The organism is Flavicella marina (assembly GCF_009193215.1).
Taxonomy (GTDB): Bacteria; Bacteroidota; Bacteroidia; order Flavobacteriales; family Flavobacteriaceae; genus Flavicella; species Flavicella marina.
The window spans coordinates 61,941-85,048 of the sequence record NZ_VYVA01000001.1; the positions used below are offsets into that span (position 1 = coordinate 61,941).

Below are 23,108 nucleotides of genomic sequence, written 5' to 3' on the forward strand. Positions count from 1 at the left end.
TTAAACCTATACAATGAGTATACAAATTGTAAAATTTGGAGAATACGAAGGAAAAACCATAAACCAATACATTCTTTCGAACTCCAATGGTATTGAAGTAAGCATCATGAACTATGGAGCTACCATCACTTCTTTAAAAGTACCAAATTCTAATGGTAATATAGAAAACATCGCTTGTGGGTTCGATACACTAGAAGGGTATTTCGACAAAACCTACCTAGAGAACTCTCCATATTTTGGAGGAACAATTGGGAGGTACTGTTCTCAGATAAAGGATGCAACATTCACACTAAACAACAGGAATTACACCTTAGCTAAAAATTGTGGTGACAACAATCTTCATGGAGGTAACCAGGGCTTTGATAAAAGAGTTTGGCAAGCCAAAGAAATCAAAAATGGCGTTGAAATGACTTTGTTGAGTAAAGATTTAGAAGAAGGTTTTCCTGGAAATGTTTATGTGAAGGTTTCTTTTACTCTGTCAGATTCTAATGAACTAAAGATTGGCTATAGCGCTACCACAGATCAAGACACACCTCTTTCCTTAACAAACCATACCTATTTTAATTTGGATGCGTTTTCTTCAAACATAGAGAACCACAAAATCACTATTCATAGCCATTTAAAACAGGTAATGGATCAATCAGGTGCTGGAACAGGAGAAATTACAGATGTAGTAAACAAAGTAGACGATCTTACCAATGGTAAGATCATAAATGAAGCTCACATTGCTATGGGTGACGGCTTTGAACATTTTTACATTTTCGAAGATGATTTCAAATTGAAAGAATTAGCAAATATTCAATCAGATAAATCAGGACGTAAATTGACCGTATTTAGCAATGAACCTTGTATGCTGTTCTATACTGGAAAATATACTTCAGATGAAATCAAAAGAGAAAATGGTGAACAGTACGGTAAATACAGAGGATTTTGTTTCGAGACACATCGTTATCAAAACGGACCCAACCTTGAGAACTCTCCAAAATCAATTACAAAAGCCGGAGAAGAATTCAGTAGCACCACCGTATTTAAATTTGATTGGTAAACACATTAACTAAACTAAAAAAACAATTTTATGATAACAGGTATTTTATTTGCAGTATTGGCTGGACTTCTATTGGGGCTTTATGCGCTACCAGAAAAATTCACTAAAGATTACGAGTTTGAAAACACATGGAGTATGTTTTTCGCTATCAACACTTTTGTTGTACCGAACATCGCTGCATTCTTATTAATTGACGGTTTCTCAGACATCCTAAGTACAATTCCAACAAATGTACTAATAGGTATGATTGTATCAAGTCTTGCATGGGGAATTGGAGTAATGATGTGGGGAAAAGCCATCAATCATATCGGACTCTCTTTAGGTTTTTCCATTTTTATAGGTACCATTATACTCGTGGGCTCATTGATCCCATTCTTTATTGGAGGAATTCCTAACACAAATATCTTCTTGACAATTCTAGGTGGTTTGTTTGTTGTACTTATTGGAGTAATGGCCAATGGAAGAGCTGGAATCCTTCGTCAAAAAGATGAAGAAAAAGAAAAAAACGAAGAATCAAAAAGTGGATCAATTCTAACAGGTATAGCAATCGCTATAGTAGGAGGATTACTTGCAACAGGTTTTAGTTTTGCCAATTCTTATGGAGCCGAGATAATCGATCAAGCTTCTCAAGCACAAGGGAATGCACCATGGAAAAGTGCAATCGCAGTAATGTACGTTATATATATGGCTGGTGGAGTTGCCATCGCAATTTATTTCGTACAACAACTAACAACAAAAAAACTATGGAGTAAATTCAAAACACCTCATCTTGGCAAAAACGTTTTGTTAACAAGTATTATGGGGATTTTTAACTTTGCTGCATCTGTAGTTTTTGCATATGCCGCCTTTAAGCTAGGGAAAGAACTTGGTGGAAGTGTTGGGTATGCAATTTTTAACACAGCTTGTGTTGTAACTGCAATTGTTAGTGGACTGATTACAAAAGAATGGGTAAAAGCATCAACAAAAGCTAAAAACTCTCTATATTTAGGTCTCTCATGCATGGTAATCGGTATCATTATTATCGCGTATTCAAACACACTAGCTTAACAACAAAACTTAGTAAACAAACACAAAATGAAAAATATAAAATATATACTTCCTATCGCTCTAGGTATTGCATTTACATCTTGCAAAACAGAAACAAACAACGCACCTTGTGATGATAATGAGAAAATTGTAATTACGGATGATCAACAAGATTTTTTAGGGATTACAAACAAAGATAAATTGAGTGCAGCATCAAAAAGAGCCCTTCAATGGGATGAAGAATTAGTTCGAGGAAATGACTGGTTTTTTAAATACGAAGTTTATGACTTAAAAGGTGATTTCGCATACGAAGAAGGTGTGGTTCGAAGAGACCCAAGTGCTATTATCAAAGAAAACGGAAAATATTATACTTGGTATTCAAGAAGCACGGGGCCATCTCAAGGGTTTGGAGGAGATGTGGTGAAAGACAAAGTTTTTCCTTGGGACAGATGCGATATTTGGTACGCTACCTCTGAAGATGGAATTACTTGGAAAGAAGAAGGAATAGCAGTAGCAAGAGGTAAAGCCGGTGAATATGATGATCGATCTGTATTTACGGTTGAAATCATGAAACATGAAGGTATCTATTACCTTTGCTATCAAACTGTAAAAAACCCATATAGCGTACGTGTTAAAAACCAAGTTGGCTTGGCATGGTCAACATCTCCCAATGGTCCTTGGACAAAAAGCAAAGAACCTATTCTAAGTCCTGCCGATAATGGTATCTGGAAAGGAGAGGAACAAGATAGGTTTGCTGTTATCAAAAAAGGTGATTTTGACAGTCATAAAGTACACGATCCATGTATCATTCCTTACAAAGGAAAGTTTTATTTGTATTACAAAGGAGAGCAAATGGGTGAAGCTATTACTTTTGGCGGACGTCAAATCAGACATGGTGTGGCAATTGCCGACAACCCTAAAGGTCCTTATGTAAAATCTCCCTATAACCCTATTTCTAACAGTGGACATGAGATTTGTGTTTGGCCTTATAACGGAGGAATTGCTTCTTTGATTACTACCGATGGACCAGAAAAAAACACTGTTCAATGGGCTCCAGATGGAATCAACTTTGAAATAAAAGCTGTTGTAAAAGGTGCACCTCATGCTATAGGTTTGAATCGAACAGCGGACAATGAAAAAGAACCTACTGAAATTTTACGATGGGGATTGACACATGAATATAAAAACTATAATTATCAATACATTCGAGGTTTCAAAACTTCACGTATGCAATACCACACTGCAAAGGGTGTTGTAAAAGGAAAGAAGATATCGGTAAACGATCAAAAATAAAACTGTGAGCTGCTATTTTTATGACCAAAAACTCATGAATTCTCACAAAGTTCAATATTAACAAAATTGAATGTAAAACATGAAAATTTGCATCTATTTAAGATCCAATATTTCATTTAACTAAACTTAACTACTGAAAAAGACTGTTTTAACGAACAGTCTTTTTTTATACTTAAAATTGGAAGAGCCATTCGTTATACTTTCAAAAACATCTGTACAATAATTTTCTGGCATTCACACCTATCTTTGATGTCATAAAGTTTTTTTTAAAAAAACAGAACAACAACATAATTTCGAAATAAAAGAACACAGCATGAAAAAATCAATCTTATTATTTTTATCCTTATTTATTGGACTGAATAGTATCGCCCAAAACCCGTTGGTAACTCATCTATTTACTGCTGATCCAACGGCAAGAGTTTTCGACAGCAAACTATACGTTTATCCATCTTGTGATATGGTACCACCTGAAGGTGTAGAAGCTCCAAGGTTTTGTATGCCAGGCTATCATTCATTCACATTAGAAAACGGAAGTACATGGAAAGACAATGGTAGTGTTTTAGACCAGAATGAAGTACCCTGGGGGAAAAAAAACTCCTATGGAATGTGGGCTCCTGATTGTGTTAAAAAAGGAAATAAATATTATTACTACTACCCTGCACAACCAGAAGACAAATCTGCTTTTAGAAGAATTGGAGTTGGTGTTTCAAAATCTCCAGAAGGGCCTTTTAAATGGGAAAAAAATTACATCCAAGGTGTTGATGGTATCGATCCAGGTATTTTAGTTGATGATGATGGTAAAGTTTATATGTACTACGCCGGAGGTAGAACATTAAAAGCGGTGAAACTTAATGACAACATGAAAGAAATTGATGGAAAACCTATTAAGATCGAGGGACTTCCAGCGGGTTATGTAGAAGGTCCATTTCCTTTCAAATACAAAAACAAATATTACTTAACCTATGCTCATGTCTTTCCTCAAGAAGGGTACACAATTGGTTATAGCACAAGTGATAACCCACTTGGTCCATATGTATACCAAGGAAAAATTATGGACAACATAAGCAACGGTACCAACCACCATTCTATTGTTAAGTACCAAGACAAATGGATTTTATTTTATCACTGGTGGGATATTAGCGGATACAACAAACTTCGCTCAATGAGAGCAGACTACATGGAGTTTAAAAAAGATGGATCTATTAAAAAGGTAAAACCTACTCTTAGAGGTATTGGCTCACCAACTGTTGGAGATACAATTCAAATTGATCGCTATAACGAAATTTCTGGTGCAAAAACTGCCTTTGTTGGTGGTAACGAACCAAAAGGCTGGATGGTTTGTGAAACTGAAATGATGAGTTTCGTAAAATTCAACAATGTTGATTTTGGAAAAGGAAAATCAAAAAAAATAAAAGCAAGAATTGCGTGTGGACAACGAATTGGTAGTATCGAAATCAGATTAGGAAACCAAAAAGGTAAGTTAATTGCAACTTTCCCTTTAAAACATACTGGTGGTTGGAATAATTGGGAAACCTTTGAAACAAATATCACCCAAGAAGTTTCAGGAAAACAAAACATAGTAGCAGTATTTAAATCTGATTGGGGAGCCAGTAAAGTTGCAAACCTGAATTGGTTACTTTTAGAATAAACAAGAGCAGTACCTACTCTTAAAAAATAATTTAACTCATTATCTTTTATATGAAATTTCATATTTTCTCTATCACAAGCTTGATCGTATTTCTTTGTTTTAAAATAGATTGCCAGGCACAAAATAAAAACTTCAATGACTCTTGGTTATTCTACAATGACAAAATTGAAAATGCGCAACAAGCAGATTTTGATGACACATCGTGGCGTAAGTTATATCTACCCCATGACTGGGCAATTGAAGGTCCATTCGACAAAAAATACAATGCCAGATGTGGTGGACTTCCTTTTCATGGAACGGGATGGTACAGAAAACATTTTCATCTTTCTGAAGAAAATAAAGGTAAAGTCGTGCGGTTAGAATTTGAAGGAGCCATGTATGATGCCCATGTTTGGATCAATGGAAAACTAGTTGGAAATCGTCCTTTTGGATATATTGGGTTTGAATTTGACATTAGTACTTACTTAAATTATGGTGACAAAGAAAACGTCGTTGCAGTAAGACTAGAGCCTAAAGACTTATCATCGAGATGGTATCCTGGAGCAGGGTTATATAGAAGTGTTTGGTTAAAAATTGATGAACCAATTTTCGTAAGCAAATGGGGGACTTACATCACCTCTCCTACTGTAACTAAAAACTTAGCTGTCGTTCAAAATGAAACTACAATTAACAACAAGAGTGCAAAAAATTCGACAATCACGGTTACGCATAAATACCTCGACCCATTTGGAAAAAAGGTAGCTTCAACAACTGAAACTCTTGAGATACCTTCCAACTCATCTGTTGTTTCAGCGACTTATACTCAAATTGAGAATCCGGTTCTTTGGGATATCTACCAACCTAATTTATACAAAGTAGTCACGACTCTTAGCTCTGAAGATAAGCTTTTAGACACTTACAACTCAACAATTGGATTAAGATCTATTTCATATGACACAAAAGGATTTTATTTGAATGGAAGAAAAGTACGATTTAACGGAGCTTGTTTACATCACGACAATGGAGCATTAGGTGCCGCAGTGTACAAAAGAGCCGACCAAAGAAAACTTCAAATCATGAAAGAAATGGGTGTCAACGCGATTCGTACAAGTCATAACCCTCCTTCTAGAGAATTTTTAGAAGTCTGTGATGAGTTAGGTTTATTGGTACTTGACGAAGCATTTGACATGTGGAGAAAACCTAAAGTAGAAAATGGTTATAGTGTGTTTTATGACGAGTGGTCGGAAAGAGATTTGAAAGACATGATCCGAAGAGATCGAAATCACCCATCGATAATCATGTGGAGTGTTGGTAACGAAATTCTAGAACAAAGCGACAAGAAAAACGGTTGGAAAGAAATAAAAAGACTCAACGATTTCTGTAAAGAAACCGACCCTACTAGGCCTACTACGGTTGGAATGAACAACTACCAAAATCCTTATAATTTCAATTTTGCTCAACAAGTTGATATTGCAGGTATGAATTACAAGCCATCGAAATACGGTGAAATCCATGAAAAATATCCACAACTAGCGCTATATGGCTCTGAAACTTCAAGCTGTACAAGTAGTCGTGGTGTATACCACCAACCGATTACAAAGTACGAAAAACACCCTTCGAAACATGTAACTAGTTACGATCTAATTGGACCTGTTTGGGCATACCCTCCAGATATCGAATTTCATTTCCAAGAAGAGAACCCAAATGTGATGGGAGAATTTATATGGACAGGGTTTGATTATCTAGGAGAGCCTACCCCGTATGGTGGTAGAGACAACTCTACCAACGGATATTGGAACGGTGATTGGCCTACACATGCCTCATATTTTGGAGCCGTTGACATGTGTGGTTTTCCTAAAGACAGGTTTTATCTATATCAAAGTCAATGGACAGAGAAGCCAATGGTACACTTATTACCACATTGGAACTGGCCTGGATTAGAAGAACAAGAAATCCCTGTATACTGTTATACAAATTGTGATGAAGCTGAACTATTTGTGAACGGAAAATCATTTGGTAAGAAAACTAAAGGAAAAGACCTTTCAGAAATCCTTGTAGACTTCTTACGCTATGAACCAAAAACTTTTAAATCTAAATATCGTTTATCATGGATGGTACCATATACGCCTGGAAATATAAAAGTTGTCGGATATAAAGATGGGAAAAAGATTACCGAAGAAACAATTCACACAGCTGGAAAACCTGCTAAAATAGACCTTTCGGTAGATCGAAAAGTAATCGATGCTGACGGAAATGATTTGGCATATGTAACAATAAAAATCTTAGACAAAAATGGAAACATTTGTCCAAATGCTGACAACCTTGTGAACTTCTCAATAAGAGGAAAAGGTGATATAATTGCCGTGGACAACGGAAACCAAATAAGTCTTGAATCTTTTATCGAGCCAAAAAGAAAAGCTTTTAACGGAATGTGTCTTGCTGTAATTAAATCGACAAATAAAACGGGAAAAATAACCCTATATGCTAAGTCTCAAAAATTAAAAAGCGCCAAAATAGTTATAGAAACTAAATAAAAAACGATGAAAAAACACAATGCCATTTATTATCTATTTTGTTTGTTTTCTATAGGATTACAAGCTCAATTGAACGAAGCATATTTCAAAAAATTACAAACTCAAAAAATAAGTTCGACACCCAATTTGGTATGGCAACAATTTGGCCCTGGAATGTCGGGGTATTGCGAAGAATTTTGGGTTCACCCGACCGACAATACCACTTTGTACATGTCACCAGATATGTCAAACAGCTATGGTTCTTGGGATAACGGAAATTCATGGACAACAATCAAGGATGTTGATGGAAATGGAAAAGATTTGAGACGCATAAAATCCATAGATTTTTCCAGACAAAACTCAGATTTTGGATATGCAATTGACGTAAGAGGTCATCTATACGCAACATATAACAAAGGGAAAAACTGGACAAAGGTTGACTTTATCAGTGAAGGTCGTTGTTCACAAATAATTGTAGACCCTAACAACGATAATAATTGGTATGTTGGAACTGGAGATTTTTGGAATGTGAAGTTCAATCCAAAATCAAAAGATCGAATTTTGGGTTATCGATACAAATATGGTGATTATGGAAAAATATACCGCAGTAACGACAAAGGAAAAACTTGGAAACAACAATCAAAAGGATTGCCTGAGACCTTAGATGTTGCACGAATTATTGTAAATCCGAAAGATTCAAAGAATATTATCATCGCTTCAAATTCTGGTGTTTACACGAGTCAAAATCAAGGAAAAACATGGAAAACCAGCGCAAAAGGTCTCCCTTTCAATCATCCAAGAGACTTGACTCACTATTACAATCCAGAAACTGGTGAGTTTATTCTTTATCTCATAGAACAAACAGTGTATTCACCATCGAATGAAACTATAAAATCTTCAGGTGGGGTTTATAAAAGTTTGGACAATGGTAAAACTTGGACTTCAATAACCGGAAATTTAGGGATCAACTTGAATGAAATTCATAGTTACAACGCAAAAGAAAAATATAAAAAATCAATGGCATATTGGTTTGGAATCAAGAAAAATGAAGTAGTATCAAAATTCCCGAAATACCCATCAGAAATTCTTTCCGTTTATAATAGAATTCGTGTAAACCCGAAAAACAAAAATGAAATCTACTTATCTCAAAACGTAAAACATGACAAAGGTTTTGCACCTGGAGATGTTTGGAAATCGAACGATGGTGGAGCGCATTGGATTGCTACCACAAGAACAGGTCTTTATTGGAAAAAAGGAAAAGATGTAGCCTATTGGAAATCTCGAAATAATCCTACAGGCATGAACACACAATTTGCTCATTTACACGAAAAAACCGCACATCTAGAAGAAACAGCTGGAAATAGATTTATGTCTTTAGACTCGGATGGAACCGTTTATATATGCATTGAACAACAAGTATTACGTTCTAAAGACAATGGAATTAGTTGGCAACAAATAGACGATTTCGAAACCGAAAAAGGAAGTAAAAATTGGATTGGTAGAGGTGGCAGTAATTTACCTGGTAGATACATGCTGTTAGAGACTGGTATCAAAGACAGAAAACTCTTTTGTAGCGGTGAACATGGATTGTGGCAAAATGCCCCTTTAGGAAACTATCCAGACAAAAATGCCATCGCTGTGAGACAAATAGAAGGTCAACTAAACTACGAGAAAAAAAATAAAGGAGCACATTCTATAGCATCTGTTGCTGTAAGCCCTAAAGACCCGAATACTATATATATTTTAATGTTTCGTCAAGATCATCAAGGGTATTTGAGAAAATCGACTGATAGCGGCAAAACTTGGAAAAACCACTCTTTACCTATTCCTTTCGATGGGAATCATTCCATGGAACATATTTTTCAATACTCCCTTACGATAGACTACGAAAATCCTTCAAATATTTATTTTTGTGCAATTGCGAATCCTATTTCAGAAGTTAGTGGTGGAAGTTTACCTAAAAGATTGATACCTGCTATGGGAGTCTATAAATCTTCAGATGAAGGAAAAACATGGAAACTTGCAAACAAAGGTTTTCCGAAAGGAAGCAGTGTTCGAAGAATAAAAATGGACCCTAAAAACCCATCTATCTTATACGCAGCTTTAAATTTAGGAAAAAACAATGTTCAAGGAGGCTTATACTACAGCAAAAATCGCGGTGATAAATGGAAAAAAGTAAAAATCCCTTCTCAAATTAAATCTGTAAATAATATTTTTATCGACAAAAAAACGCATGACATGTTTATCTCTTGTGGCTCAGAAAGAGGTACTCTTGATGAAGGTGGTGTATGGAAAAGCAATGACAAAGGAAAAACATGGGAGAAATTTTTCGACATGCCTTATATTTGGCAAACCGAAACCTCTCCAATTAATCCAGATATTATTACTGTCACAGTTGCTTTGCCCAATGAAAACAGAGGAGCTTCAAACTATAACCCTGGAGCATATATCAGTCTTGATGGAGGAAAAACATGGTTAAAGGCCAACAAAAACATGGGGCAACCTGATACTATTACTGATTTTAAGCCTGATCCTGAACACGAAAATATTTTTTGGCTTGCAGCAAAAGGTAGTGGTTGGTATCGAGGAGTCTTACAACAATAACTCTTAGTTTCGAAAAAAAAATACAATTTTACGGATATGAAAAAAAAATATTTCCAAATTATTATTGCATTATTTGTGTTTACACAAGTAACAAAAGCACAAAACAAACCGAATATTGTTTGGATTGTTTCTGAAGACAATTCGAAACACTACATGAAACTGTTTGATGAAAATGGCGTTACCACTCCAAATATTGAAAAGTTGGCAGCACATGGAATAACCTACACACATGCTTTTTCAAATGCTGCCGTTTGTAGTGCTGCTCGTTCTACTTTGATTGCCTCTTCTTATGGGCCTAGACTTGCAACACATTACCATAGAAAAATTGAAAAAGTTGAGATGCCTACTGGCGTAGAAATGTTTCCAGCCTATTTAAGAAAGAATGGGTACTATACTACCAACTGTGCAAAAGAAGATTATAACATCGTGAAAAAAGAAAATGTCTGGGATGAATCTTCGAAAAAAGCCACTTGGAAAAAAAGAAAAGATGGACAACCATTCTTCCATGTTTTTAATATCGGAACGACACATGAAAGTAGAATGCATTTTTCTGAAGAAGATATTTTAAAAGGTACCGAAAACAATCAAGAAACAGCTTTTATTCAACCAAATCACCCACAATCGGCTCTTTTTAAATATTCGGTTGCGCGATACCAAGACAAAATACAACAAATGGATTCTGAAGTTGGAGCCGTAATAGCAGAACTTGAAAAAGACGATTTGTTGAATGACACTTTTATTTTTTATTATGGTGATCACGGAGGTGTACTTCCTGGCAGTAAAGGTTACATAAATGAAATGGGAGTGCATGTTCCTTTGGTTGTATATATACCTGAAAACTATAAAAACCTTGCATTCACAAAACCTGGTAACAAGCAAGATGCTTTTGTAAGTTTTGTTGATTTTGGAGCTACTGTATTAAATATAGCAGGAGTTGATATACCAAAAGGAATTGATGGTAAGCCTTTTTTAGGTAAAAACATTAGTGCTAAAAACCTAGCTTCAAGAGATGAAACATTTAGTTATGCCGATCGTTTTGATGAAAAGTACGATATGGTGAGAGCTGTTCGAAAAGGAAACTTTAAATACACTCGTAATTATCAACCGTTTAACTTTGACGGACTAATGAATAATTACAGATACCGTCAATTAGGATACCAACAGTGGAGAACCTATTTTGAGTCTGATAAATTGAATGACGTTCAATCGAAATTTTTCGAAAAAAAGTCAGCCGAAGAATTGTATGACATAGAAAAAGACCCCTACGAAACAAACAACCTAGCTAACTTACCAGAATATCAAAAAACAGTAAAAGAATTGCGTAAAAATCTAAACACTCGCATTTGTAGTATGCCTGACTTATCTTTTTATCCTGAATTTTATTTATTGAAAAATGCATTTAACAACCCTGTTGCCTTCGGTCAAGAACACAAGAAAGACATTAAAAAGTATTTAAAAGTAGCAGATTATATGTTGGCTGATTTTGATAAAATTGAAAAAAAATTAATCAAAAGCCTAGACTCAAATGATCCTTGGGAGCGTTACTGGGCAATTATTACATGTAGTTCATTTGGAACTAAAGCGATTAGTTTAACAAAAAAACTTGAAAAGATTGAAGCAAACGATCCTGAATTAATAAATAGCGTTCGTGCGGCAGAATATTTAGGGATTATTGGAAAGAAAAACCCGGCAAACTCTATGACCACAGCTTTATATAATTCAAAAGACAGTACTGAAGCATTATTGATTTTAAATTCAATCGTATTAATGCGAGATGGATACAACTACAAATTCAACATCGACAGAAGCAGAATAAACCCCAACGTTCTTCAAGAAAAGTTAATCTCTGATGTTAGATTGGCATACTTAAACGTGAAATAAAACTTCATACAAATTCAATCAATATGACAAAAAATATAATTTTAACTCTAGGCGTAATTATTTTTTGCTGCAAGTCTTTCGCTCAGGAAAAACCAAATGTTATTGTTGTATTGGCTGATGATATCGGTGTTGGTGATATTTCGCATTACAGAAAAATGCATACGGATAAAATAATTTTAGAAACACCTGCCATAGATGCATTATGTGAAAGTGGCATGGTTTTTACAAAAGCCAATGCTCCAGCTGCCTTATGTGCGCCTTCAAGATATGCTATCATAACAGGGAGCCATTGTTATCGAAGTCCGTTTCCATGGGGTGTTTGGGGAGCGTATCAAGCATCACCGATAAAGAAGGATCAATTGACACTTGGTAAACTTATGCAACAAGCGAATTATCAAACTGCATTTTTCGGAAAATGGCATTTAGGAGGTAATTATTACGAAAAAGGAAATCCAAATAAGATATACCGAGGGCCGAGATATAAACCAGAAACCAATGTAGACATCGGTAAAATCATTGATGGACCACAACAAAAAGGATTTGATTATAGCTTTACACTACCCGCCGGAATCCAAGCTTCACCCTATGCCGTTTATGAAAATGGTACAATGTATCCTTTAGGAAACAACTCAGAAGTTGCCTATATCTCGCAAGAAAACATGTCGAAAATCGATGTCAAACTAGACAAATTAGAGGGATTAGGAGACAGCAATTGGGACCCTCATAATATTGGTCCTCTTTTGATTGGTAAAGCAGTAGATTATCTTGAAAAAAACAGCAAGAACAAAAAACCTTTTTTCATGTACTATTGCTCACAAGCAGTCCATAAACCACACACACCACCTGCCTATTTAAATGGTAAAAAAGTTGCTGGAACAACGCCATCTAAACATTTAGATATGGTAAAAGAGTTGGATATTCAAATAGAAATGTTGATTGAAACATTAAAAAAAGAAAATATTTATGACAATACATTGATTGTTTTCACATCAGATAATGGAGGATTATTAATAAAAGAAACCTTGGATTCGGGTCATAGACCAAGCGACATGTATCGAGGTGGTAAAAACCAATGTTATGAAGGAGGGTATAAAGTTCCATTTATTGTTAGTTGGCCGAATAAAATAAATGCTAACTCTATTTCAAACAAGCAAATCCTAGGTTTAGATATCATGGCAACTTTGGCTGCTGTAACGGGTCAAGAAATCGAAGAAAACCAAGCGCAGGACTCTTCTAACTTATTACCTCTCCTTTTGAAAAACTCTAAAAAAGAGCCACACAAAACCTTACTTACCCAAGGAGGTACAGGTAAAGAAGTCATCATTATTGAAGGCAATTGGAAATTAATCATCCAAATAGATAAAAAAGACAAGACCGACACACTCAGAACACCAAAAGCATTGTTTGATTTATCTAAAAACCCAAGTGAAAAAGAAAAAGAAAATCTGATAAACTCTGAAAAACATCAAAAAATAGTAGAGAAACTCTTTGAGAAATACAACGAAACAAGAAATAGTAAAACTCCCACCAGAAAATTATAATTTAGTTCGATGACCACTGTTTTTATTGGAAGTTACACGCAAGAAATCACACCTGAATTTGGAGGTCATGGAGAAGGTATATACATCTGTGAATTTGATGAATACACAGGAAACCTAACAAAAAAAGACTCACTATTCATCACTAATCCGGGGTACTTAACTCTAAGTAGTGATAAAAAATTCTTATATAGTTTTACTGAAGTTTCAAAACATGAAAACCCAAAGGTAATCGCGTATAAAATTAAAGACAACAGACTGACTAAGATAAGCGAACTAAATATTGATGGTGGTTTTCCTTGTCATCTGTTAATACACCACAACACATTAATTGTGGCTTGTTATGGAACAGGGTCTGTGAGTAGTTTTCCTCTTCTACAAAATGGATCATTTGAAGGAACTAGCAACACCTATTTTCATAAAGGTTTTGGACCAAATATTTTAAGACAAGAAGCTGCACATGCGCATCAAATAATCGTACATCCAAACAAATCAGATATTTATGTTACAGACTTGGGTACTGACCAGTTACATGCATATCATTTTGTCGGTACTTCTTTTAAACCCAACCCTAATAAAAACTTACAATTACCTAAAGGAAATGGATGTAGACATATGATTTTTAATAAAAAAGGTTCTCTCGGCTACATTCTAAACGAATTGACTGGCAAGATTCATATTATTAAAAACACCCCAAAGGGATTGCAATTTCTATCCTCTGTAGAAAGTTTACCAACTACTTTCAAAGGTATTCCTAGTGCATCAGCTATACGAATTCACCCTAATGGAAAGTTTCTCTACACTGCTAATAGAACCATTGATTGCATCACTATTTTCAAAATTATTAAAGAAAAGCTAGTCTTACTTGAAACAATTTATCTATCTGGTAAAACGATTCGTGAATTTAATCTTTCCAACGATGGTTCTTGGCTATTGGCCTGCATGCAAGACAGTGATGAAATACATACTTATGAAGTAAAATCAAATGGTCTTCTAGTAAAAAGACATACCACAAAAACTATCGCCTCTCCCGTTTGCGTCAACTTTTAGTAAAACTCCCAAAAATCATATTTTTCACCAAGTGTGTTTTCTTGCTTATCTTTAAAGTCAATAGCAGCTTGTTTCATTTCTGTTTGCATTTGAACTAATAACTTCTGGTATTCTGGCAAGAATGCTAAATTAGTAGTTTCCCAAGGATCGTTTTTAAAATCAAACAATTGTGTAACTCTAGAACCTACCTCAAACTCACCTTTTTGTTTGCTATAGTTTTTCGCTCTTACATATTCTATCAACTTATAATTACCTTTTCTATAAGCTCTTTGAAATTGTTTATAAGCATGATAAGTATTGTTTCTAATTTCTTTTTGAGCACCATTTATTACAGGCATCAAACTTTTACCATTTACTGAATTAGGCACCTCTACATCCACCATATCACAGATCGTTGGAAAAATATCATGTATATAAGAATAGGCTCCTACTTTCTGTCCTTTATTCGGTGCGTACCCTCCTGAAATGACGAATGGTACGTGAATACCGTCTTCATCATACAAACTTTGTTTTCCCATTAATCCGTGATTTCCAACAGCCAAACCACTATCTCCTGCCAATACAATAAGTGTATTTTCATATTTCCCAGATTTTTTTAGAGCAGCAATCACTTTACCTATTTGCGCATCTAAATGCGTAATAATTGCATAGTAACTTGCCAAATGCTCTTTTGCAACTTGTTTTGTTCTAGGCCAAGGCGCCAATGCTTCATCTCTTAAAATCATATCTCCATTATCAAAAGGATGCTGAAGCATGTATGAAGGAGTTAATACGATATTCTCTAGAGGATACATCTGCTGATATTCCTTAGGTGCTTGTCTTGGATCATGGGGTGCATGAAAGGCCAAATACATGAAGAAAGGAACTTTCTTTTTGTAGCTTGAGATATAATCTGCTGCTGCATCGGCAAATACCTCAGAAGTATGCGGCCCAGTTTTTTCTGTTCCTATAGGTCCTTTTTTATCGTTTTCATCAATCGAGCGTTTCACGGTTTTCCCTTTTGAATTATAAGTAAGCAAATAGGCCGATTCTTTAGGAAACTTACCCTTCTTATCCCAATCCCATAAAGGCATTCGATAATGATCTGTTAAGTATGCTCCTATACCCATAATTTTTTCTCCTGAATCAAACGATCTCACGAGTGATTTTTTATCTTGATGCCATTTACCTATAATATGAGAACGATATCCGGCCTTTTGAAAAATTTCTCCCATCGTATAATGCTCTTTTGGCAAATTATATCCTTTCCCTTCTAACGCGAACAAATGTCTACCTGTATGAAGCATTGCTCTACTTGGCATGCATGTTGCTCCAGAAAATGCACCCATCAAATAGGTATTCGTAAATGTCAATCCATCTTTGGCTAAAGCGTCAATGTTCGGTGTAATCACATCTCTACCTCCGAAAGCATGAACTCCAGTATATCGATGATCGTCAGTATAAATGACCAACACATTAGGTTTTGTATTTCTTGTCTGAGGATACAACTTCACTCCTGTAAACAAAAAGACTATAGAAAAAATAATATTTTTAACCAATGCATCCATAATTTCAAATTATTTTATTGTTTTTCTCGCAACATCTTGAAAAATCATCTCTTTTCTAGCATCTTTAGATTCTAACAAAAACACAACATTCTTCAAATCAAGATTTTCAATATGTCTTGCAAAAATTCCATATGCAGGTAATACATTAAAAAATGTGTACTCTGGGTACATTTTTACATTTTCTTTGATTTGACCAGCAATACCATCACTCCCACCAGGCAAAGTAATTTCGATATTTTCTAGTGAAATTTGTTCAATTTTGTAGTTCGGAGTCCCTGTGATAAAAACACCTGAAGGAGGAGAAACTCTAGCTTCATCAAGCCCCATAGTAGTAGCTTTTACATTTGATATTTTTACATTTTTTATGGAACCCACAATACGTTTTTCGGCATTTCTATAAGTTCTTAATCGCTCACCTAGACGAATAAAAATAGGCATATCAACATTTTCCATTGTTATATTATTGATCACAACATCATGCATATTCGATCCATCTACACTTAACAATTTGATTCCTCCACCTTTGGTATCACGTATGAAACAATCTTGGATATCTATCTTGTAAAAGTCGCCCATAGACTCTGTACCAAATTTTATGGCTCCCCAATCACTTTTCAACCAGCAGTTTCGAACTTTTACATTGTATGTAGGTAAAGAACTTGTAGCTTTGATACAAATAGCGTCATCTTCAGTATTTATTTTACAGTTATTAATAAATATATCGTGACTAGAATCTAAATCAATACCATCGTTATTCTTGTTGCAATGATTATAAATATTTAAATCTTCTAAAAAAACATCTTTCGATTGATACAAATGTACAGCCCATGCTCCGGATTGTTGAATGCGAATGTTTTGTAATTTCACATTTGAACTTCTTACGATTCGTATTAAAAATGGTCGATTTGCATTTTTTTGACCTTTTAATTTTACTTTTCTTTTTTTGTAAGATTCAGGAGTAAACTTACCTCCATTACCATCGATAGTACCTTTCCCTATGATGCTTATATTTTGTACATCTCTAGCACCAACCAAACAATTCCCTCTTACTTGCCCTGTAGCATCTGTAAAAGGGTCGATATTGATATAATCTTCAAAATGTTCACTCCCCAATAAGGTAGCATTTTCAGAAAGTTCTAAAGTGACATTGTCTTTTAGTAATATTGTACCTATGACGTAAACACCTTTTGGTACAAATACAACTCCTCCTCCTCTGTTGCTGCAGCTGTCAATAGCTTCTTGAAAGACAACAGTATTTAACGTTTTCTGATCTCCAACTGCCCCCATTGCAACAACGTTTATTTTGGGCTCTTTTTTTGAACACCCTATTGCAAACATTGTAAAAAAAGCTGCTACACAAATACATCCTCTAAAGATTCTCATAAAATTGAATTACTTTTTTTTAATAAACCCTTTTTTTGTCAATGGTCTTCTATTCTCTATAACCTCGGATACATACCCATTTTTCACATCTTCAAAAAACAATACAGGTCGTGCGTCTTTAGCGATTGTAATTAATTGGAAATTTCTGATGGATAAGCCATTGATATGTCTCGCATAAATTCCTTTTGCTGGTAATGTACCGACCTTACCAAATTCTGGCCACCAATTGCCTAGTGTTTCAAGCGTGTACTCTTTAATTTCTTTTTCGACATCTTCTTTCGTTCCTCCCCCCGAAACTGTCATTTGAATATTATTCAGTTGAATATCTTCTATATAATGATTAGGCATCCCTGTGAGAAAAAAAGCCGAATTTTTATCGAGTTCACGATTATCTACAATGAAATCACTAAAAACAAAACCATGCATGGCTTTCATCGGAAACATTTCTTTCGGCATATCTACCCCTGCCCTTTGTTGACAAAAAGTCATAAACACAGGTCGTGGAACATTTTTCATTACCAAGTTAGAAAACGTCATATTTTTCATTTCCCCTCCTTCATTCATTTGAATCTTTAGTCCAGAATCGAGTATATCGTAAAAAGTACAATTAGACACAGTTACAGATTCAAAATCACCTCTTGAGGCCAATCCTATGCGCATGCCTCCCCATTTTGTTGTAAAAACACAATTCGTTATGGTAATATTTTTACATGGGTACGCTGCATTTGATGCTTGTAAACAAATAGAATCATCGCTATTATCAAAGGAAGAATCGCTAACTCTTACATTCGTGCAGCCGTCAAAATCCAAGCCATCTCCGTTGTTGTTTGCACGACTTATAATTCTTATTCCAGAAACCACAATTTCATTACAATACAACCAAGCAGAGGTCCAAGCTGCCGGATCTTTTAAAGTAATATTCCGGATTTTAATATCATTGCATTTTAAAAAGCGTAATAACATTGGACGACCACCTCCAGACTTTATCCCAAAGTTTTTAAAAGAGCCATTCCCATTGATCGTTCCATAACCATCAATTACAAAATGCTTGGCATTTTTAGCAAAAATGAGGCATCTATCCATATGAGGCTCATCTTTGTAAGTATTGTAATGCGTATCGGTTGTATAATCTTCATAATTAGAACTACCCAACAACGTCGCACCTTGTTGTACTCTTAACGTAACATAATCTTTTAGATATATTGTTCCGATTACTACGGTTTTCCCTGCAGGAATAACGACGGTTCCACCACCATTTTTTGTACATGCGTCAATGGCCGCTTGAACAGCTCTAGTATCAATCGTTAGACCATCAGCTTTCGCTCCAAAGTTCAATACATTGAACTCTGTAGCACCAACTTGTGAAGCAATAAATAAGTAAAAGAAAAAGAATTTATATTTCATATTTAAGATTAATGGCCTCCATGAGGATGGCTATCGTTTGTATATCTAACAACTTTAGGTGTATCAATCCCTCTTGCTTTTGAAATCTGTTCCTTCCAAACAGACCTTAATTTTTCTAGCACATCTTTATACTCCTCATTTTGAGCAAGGTTGTGCAACTCATTTGCATCCTTTTCAAGATGGTACAACTCTTCATAAACCGGTTGTTCTCCTTCTAAAGAGGCGTCTGACAGTGCTCTGTATATTGCTATATCGGGATCATGCACCGCGTATAACATTTTGTTTACAGGAATTCCTAAATCTTTAGCAATTGCAATTTTCTTAGTTGCTGAAAAAGTAGTGTTTTTGTAATATCTGATGTATTTCCATTCTTTGTTTTGAACAGCCTCACATTTTGGATTTCCGAACTGGGTAGACCATAAATTTTCTGTAAACAAATATTCTCTTACTTCACTATTTGCATCAACTAATAACTTTGAAATATCTTTACCTTGAAACGATTTAGGAGCAGCAACACCGGCCATACTCAACATGGTCGGAGCGACATCAATAGATTGAACCAAGGCATCACTTTTTCTCCCTCTTTGTTTTCTTTTAAAGGAAGGATCCATCACAATTAAAGGTACATGCGTTGTTTTCTCGTAACACAAAGCCTTTCCACCTAAACCTTGTTCTCCCATAAACAAGCCATGATCTGAAGTAAAAATTATGATTGTATTCTTATGCAGTTTTAATTTTTTCAGCTGACCTCTTAAATTTCCCACCAAGCGATCTATCCCTGTCATTGCTTGTAATTGACGAATATATCTCTCTTTTAATGCCTCTGGTGTATCCACATAGTTATAGCCTTGTTGGCGATCTTCTGCTCTTAACAAATCAGCAGGTAGTTTGGGTTCTTTTATATCGACTTTGGCAATATAATTTTTAGGTAGCGGAATTTCTAAATCTCTGTACAACGATTTGTAGATCTCATCGTCCGATTTTTTTTGTTTCATTGAACTCGTTCCAGCGCCATGAGGTAGATTAAAATTGATTGATAATAAAAAAGGTTTGTCTAATGGTCTCGTCTCTAAAAACCTCAACGCTCCTTTCAATTTTCTTGCATTAGGATCTAAAAAATCATCGACACCTTCGTTGATAATTTCTGGTTGTGTGGTTGCAATTGCATCGTTAAAAATTTCATGAACTTGTTTCGGATAAAATCGAATATGACCATGACCCGCATACCAATAATCAAAACTTTTTTCCATGACACCACTTGTATAACCTCCATTACCAATTGGCGCATGATTTTTACCAATCCAACCTGTATAGTAACCTGAATTCCTCATTACAACGGGATATGAGTTCTCCCAAGCTTCATCCGCAACTGCAGTTCCAGAATTGAAATTCACTCCGTGTTTTCTTTCGTATTGACTTAATAAAATCGAAATTCTACTTGGGGTACAAATAGCACTTGTAACATGAGCATTGGTAAACAACACACCATCTTTTGCCAGTTTATCAATATTTGGAGTTTTCACAATAGTATTTCCTGTACAACCCAACATTCCATAAGACTGGTCATCGGTTAACACAAAAACAAAATTTGGTTGCCCTTTCTTTTTTTGCGCTTGAACATTGAACAATGTATTTGTTACAACAAACAACACGAATAATATGCTTTTGTTTATTTTTAAATTGAACATTAGCTTTGTTTATTTAGTTTGTATTAATACCTCAGTAGACTCTAACCCTAAAGCACTTGCTTCTATAATTATTTCTCCAGATTCTTTGGTAGATTTTGCAATTACCATGCACAACCCATTGAACGCTTTTCTGCTGTTTGATTGGAATGAGGCAAGTGACGTTTGATCACCATTCCCTACAGCAGCAATAACACCAGCTCCTTTTAGTTTAAAAGTCACCAAATTATTTGCTCTCGGACATAAATTTCCATCTTTATCTTCGATCCTAACCGTAACAAATGACAAATCTTTACCATCAGATTTGATCTGACTTCTATCGGCAATTAGTTTTATTTTCGCTGGCTTACCTGCTGTTTTTAGTTCTTTTTCTGCAGCGACTTTTCCGTTCTTATAGCCAACAACTTTTAAAGATCCTGGTTGGTATTTTACATTCCACGACAAGCGATATTTAGATTTGTACATTCCTTTTTCGAAACCATGGTATTCTGAAGGTATCATCGTAAAATCCTTTCCTTTGATTCTCTTTCCTTGAGATTTCCCATTGACAAAAAGTTCTGCTTCATCGCAATTCGTATATGAATAAACAGGTATCAATTCTCCTTCTTTACCAGACCAATTCCAATGTGGCAATACATGCACCATAGGTTCTTTAGTCCATTGACTTTGATAGAGATAAAATCTATCCTTTGGAAAACCACACAAATCAACTGGTGCAAAATAAGAAGATCTTGAAGGCCAATCATCATTCCAGTAACCATTTGTAGAATTATCTCTACCTCCATAAGGAGTTGGCTCACCTAAATAGTCAAAACCTGTCCATATAAATTCTCCCAATGAATTAGGATTTTTAGCTTGGTCATCAAATTCGATATCAGGAGCATATGCCCATGGTGGTCCAACAATAACATCATAACTTGATACGTGATTTGTTTCTTTTTTCGGCTCAAATTCTATTGGTAAATGATACACTCCCCTGCTACTCGTTTGAGAAGAAGTTTCAGAACCATATAAAATAATCCCAGGATTGTTCTTTTTTATTTCTGCATATTTATCTGACCAGTAGTTCATCCCTACCACATCAATCTGATAAGCCAATTTATTTTTAAATGGTGCTGGATAATAATTGAAACCTGCTGTTGTTGGCCTGGTAGGGTCTTCATCATGGCAGATATCGTTTAACATTTTAGCGACTTTCCAACCATCTTTTCTACCTTGCTCTAAAATTTCATTTCCGATACTCCACATAATTACGGAAGGATGATTACGATCTCTTTTGATCATATCTCGTAAATCTTGTTCGTGCCATTTATCGAAATGCTTGTGATACCCATTTTCAACTTTCCCTAGCTTCCATTCATCAAATGCTTCAGTAATCACAACAATTCCCAATTCGTCGCAAACTTGCAACATCTCGGGAGAAGGTGGGTTATGACTCGTCCTTAAAGCATTCACACCCATTTTCTGCATTATTTGCATTTGTCTTTGTTTCGCACGATAATTAATTGCACTACCTAAAGGTCCTTGATCATGATGCATGCAGACTCCGTTTAACTGAACTACTTTTCCATTCAATAAAAATCCTTTTTCAGCATCAAAAGCGATCGTTCTAATTCCGAATTTAGTTTGATATTCATCTACTACCACATCATCAACAATTACTTTACTAATTGCCGTATACAAATACGAATCTGACAACTTCCATAAAACTGCTTTTTCGATTGCAAGAGTTTGCTCTAGTTCAGTCGTCTCTTCGGCATTTATCATTGTGTCAGATAATTCTGAAACAATCTCTTTACCCTCTTCATCAATTATAGAGGTTTTTAAGGAAGCCTTTACAGTTTTTAACTTTGTATTTTTAAGTTTTGTTTTGATCGATACTTTGGCTTTTCCATGAACAATCGATGGAGTTGTAATATAGGTACCGTATTGAGGAATATGAATTTTATTCTTTAATTTCAAACGAACATTTCGGTAAATACCGGCACCAGGATACCAACGTGCAGATAAATCTTCAGGAGCCAATTTCACTGCAATCACATTGCTTTCTCCAAATTTCACATATGAAGAGATATCAAACTCAAAACCAATATAACCATAAGGTCTTTCTCCAACATATTGTCCGTTTACCCATACTTTGGCATTGCTCATCGCACCGTCAAATTCAATCGAAACAAGTTTGTTTTTCGAAGCACTATCAAGATCAAAATGTTTTCGATACCATGCTTCTCCCGTAACAGGTAAGCCACCAGTTCTTGCATTGTGTTGATTGCTAAAAGGACCTTCTATTGCCCAGTCATGAGGAAGATCTAATTTTCTCCAATTCGTATCAACAAATGATACTTTTTCGGCTCCAATTATCGTGTCTTTTTTAAAAAGCCAATTATCATTAAAGGATTGGTCGGGAGTTACATCTACTATTTTCGTTGAACACGAGGCCATCCCCCATAAGACAACAACATAAAAGAATTTAACGTAGCTATTCATGATGAAATAAAATTAATTTTTACTA

14 protein-coding genes are annotated in these 23,108 nt (G+C 35.2%); 9 read left to right on the forward strand and 5 right to left on the reverse strand.

Annotated features, from left to right (window positions below; all coding sequences use genetic code 11):
• The first annotated feature begins 13 nt into the window (after positions 1–13).
• The 9 genes from F6P99_RS00210 (at position 14) to F6P99_RS00250 (ending at position 14,577) form a co-directional block, all read left to right on the forward strand.
• The gene (locus F6P99_RS00210) at positions 14–1,045 is read left to right on the forward strand and encodes an aldose epimerase family protein (protein ID WP_152285431.1); all 1,032 of its coding nucleotides are present in this window, start codon (positions 14–16) and stop codon (positions 1,043–1,045) included.
• Positions 1,046–1,075: 30 nt separating this feature from the next.
• Positions 1,076–2,092, forward strand: a complete 1,017-nt coding sequence (locus F6P99_RS00215; RefSeq protein WP_152285432.1) for an L-rhamnose/proton symporter RhaT — start codon at positions 1,076–1,078, stop codon at positions 2,090–2,092.
• A gap of 27 nt (positions 2,093–2,119) precedes the next feature.
• The gene (locus F6P99_RS00220) at positions 2,120–3,364 is read left to right on the forward strand and encodes a glycoside hydrolase family 117 protein (RefSeq protein ID WP_152285433.1); all 1,245 of its coding nucleotides are present in this window, start codon (positions 2,120–2,122) and stop codon (positions 3,362–3,364) included.
• Positions 3,365–3,677: 313 nt separating this feature from the next.
• On the forward strand, positions 3,678–5,012 hold the full coding sequence (locus tag F6P99_RS00225) for a family 43 glycosylhydrolase (protein WP_152285434.1): 1,335 nt from the start codon (positions 3,678–3,680) through the stop codon (positions 5,010–5,012).
• A 50-nt stretch (positions 5,013–5,062) separates the two neighbouring features.
• Entirely contained in the window at positions 5,063–7,525 is a 2,463-nt protein-coding gene (locus F6P99_RS00230) for a glycoside hydrolase family 2 TIM barrel-domain containing protein (protein ID WP_152285435.1), read from the forward strand.
• Between the two features lie 6 nt (positions 7,526–7,531).
• Positions 7,532–10,108 (forward strand): VPS10 domain-containing protein, encoded by a 2,577-nt coding sequence (locus F6P99_RS00235; RefSeq protein WP_152285436.1) that lies wholly within the window; start codon positions 7,532–7,534, stop codon positions 10,106–10,108.
• 36 nt (positions 10,109–10,144) lie between these two features.
• Entirely contained in the window at positions 10,145–11,989 is a 1,845-nt protein-coding gene (locus tag F6P99_RS00240) for a sulfatase family protein (protein ID WP_152285437.1), read from the forward strand.
• 23 nt (positions 11,990–12,012) lie between these two features.
• Complete coding sequence (locus F6P99_RS00245; RefSeq protein WP_152285438.1) at positions 12,013–13,530, forward strand: sulfatase family protein; 1,518 nt, start codon at positions 12,013–12,015, stop codon at positions 13,528–13,530.
• Positions 13,531–13,539: 9 nt separating this feature from the next.
• Positions 13,540–14,577, forward strand: a complete 1,038-nt coding sequence (locus tag F6P99_RS00250; protein ID WP_152285439.1) for a lactonase family protein — start codon at positions 13,540–13,542, stop codon at positions 14,575–14,577.
• On the opposite strand, the gene F6P99_RS00255 is transcribed toward F6P99_RS00250, so the two are convergent.
• The 5 genes from F6P99_RS00255 to galB are packed head-to-tail and all read right to left on the reverse strand — an operon-like array spanning position 14,574 to position 23,083.
• Entirely contained in the window at positions 14,574–16,124 is a 1,551-nt protein-coding gene (locus tag F6P99_RS00255) for a sulfatase-like hydrolase/transferase (RefSeq protein WP_152285440.1), read from the reverse strand. The two genes, F6P99_RS00250 and F6P99_RS00255, sit on opposite strands and share 4 nt — an antisense overlap.
• Positions 16,125–16,133: 9 nt before the next feature.
• Positions 16,134–17,507, reverse strand: coding sequence for a glycoside hydrolase family 28 protein (locus tag F6P99_RS00260; RefSeq protein ID WP_152285441.1), 1,374 nt, complete (start codon positions 17,505–17,507; stop codon positions 16,134–16,136).
• Positions 17,508–17,516: 9 nt separating this feature from the next.
• On the reverse strand, positions 17,517–18,911 hold the full coding sequence (locus F6P99_RS00265; RefSeq protein WP_152285442.1) for a glycoside hydrolase family 28 protein: 1,395 nt from the start codon (positions 18,909–18,911) through the stop codon (positions 17,517–17,519).
• 8 nt (positions 18,912–18,919) lie between these two features.
• Positions 18,920–20,599 (reverse strand): sulfatase-like hydrolase/transferase, encoded by a 1,680-nt coding sequence (locus F6P99_RS00270; protein WP_152285443.1) that lies wholly within the window; start codon positions 20,597–20,599, stop codon positions 18,920–18,922.
• Between the two features lie 9 nt (positions 20,600–20,608).
• On the reverse strand, positions 20,609–23,083 hold the full coding sequence (galB, locus tag F6P99_RS00275) for a beta-galactosidase GalB (RefSeq protein WP_152285444.1): 2,475 nt from the start codon (positions 23,081–23,083) through the stop codon (positions 20,609–20,611).
• Between the last annotated feature and the right edge of the window lie 25 nt (positions 23,084–23,108).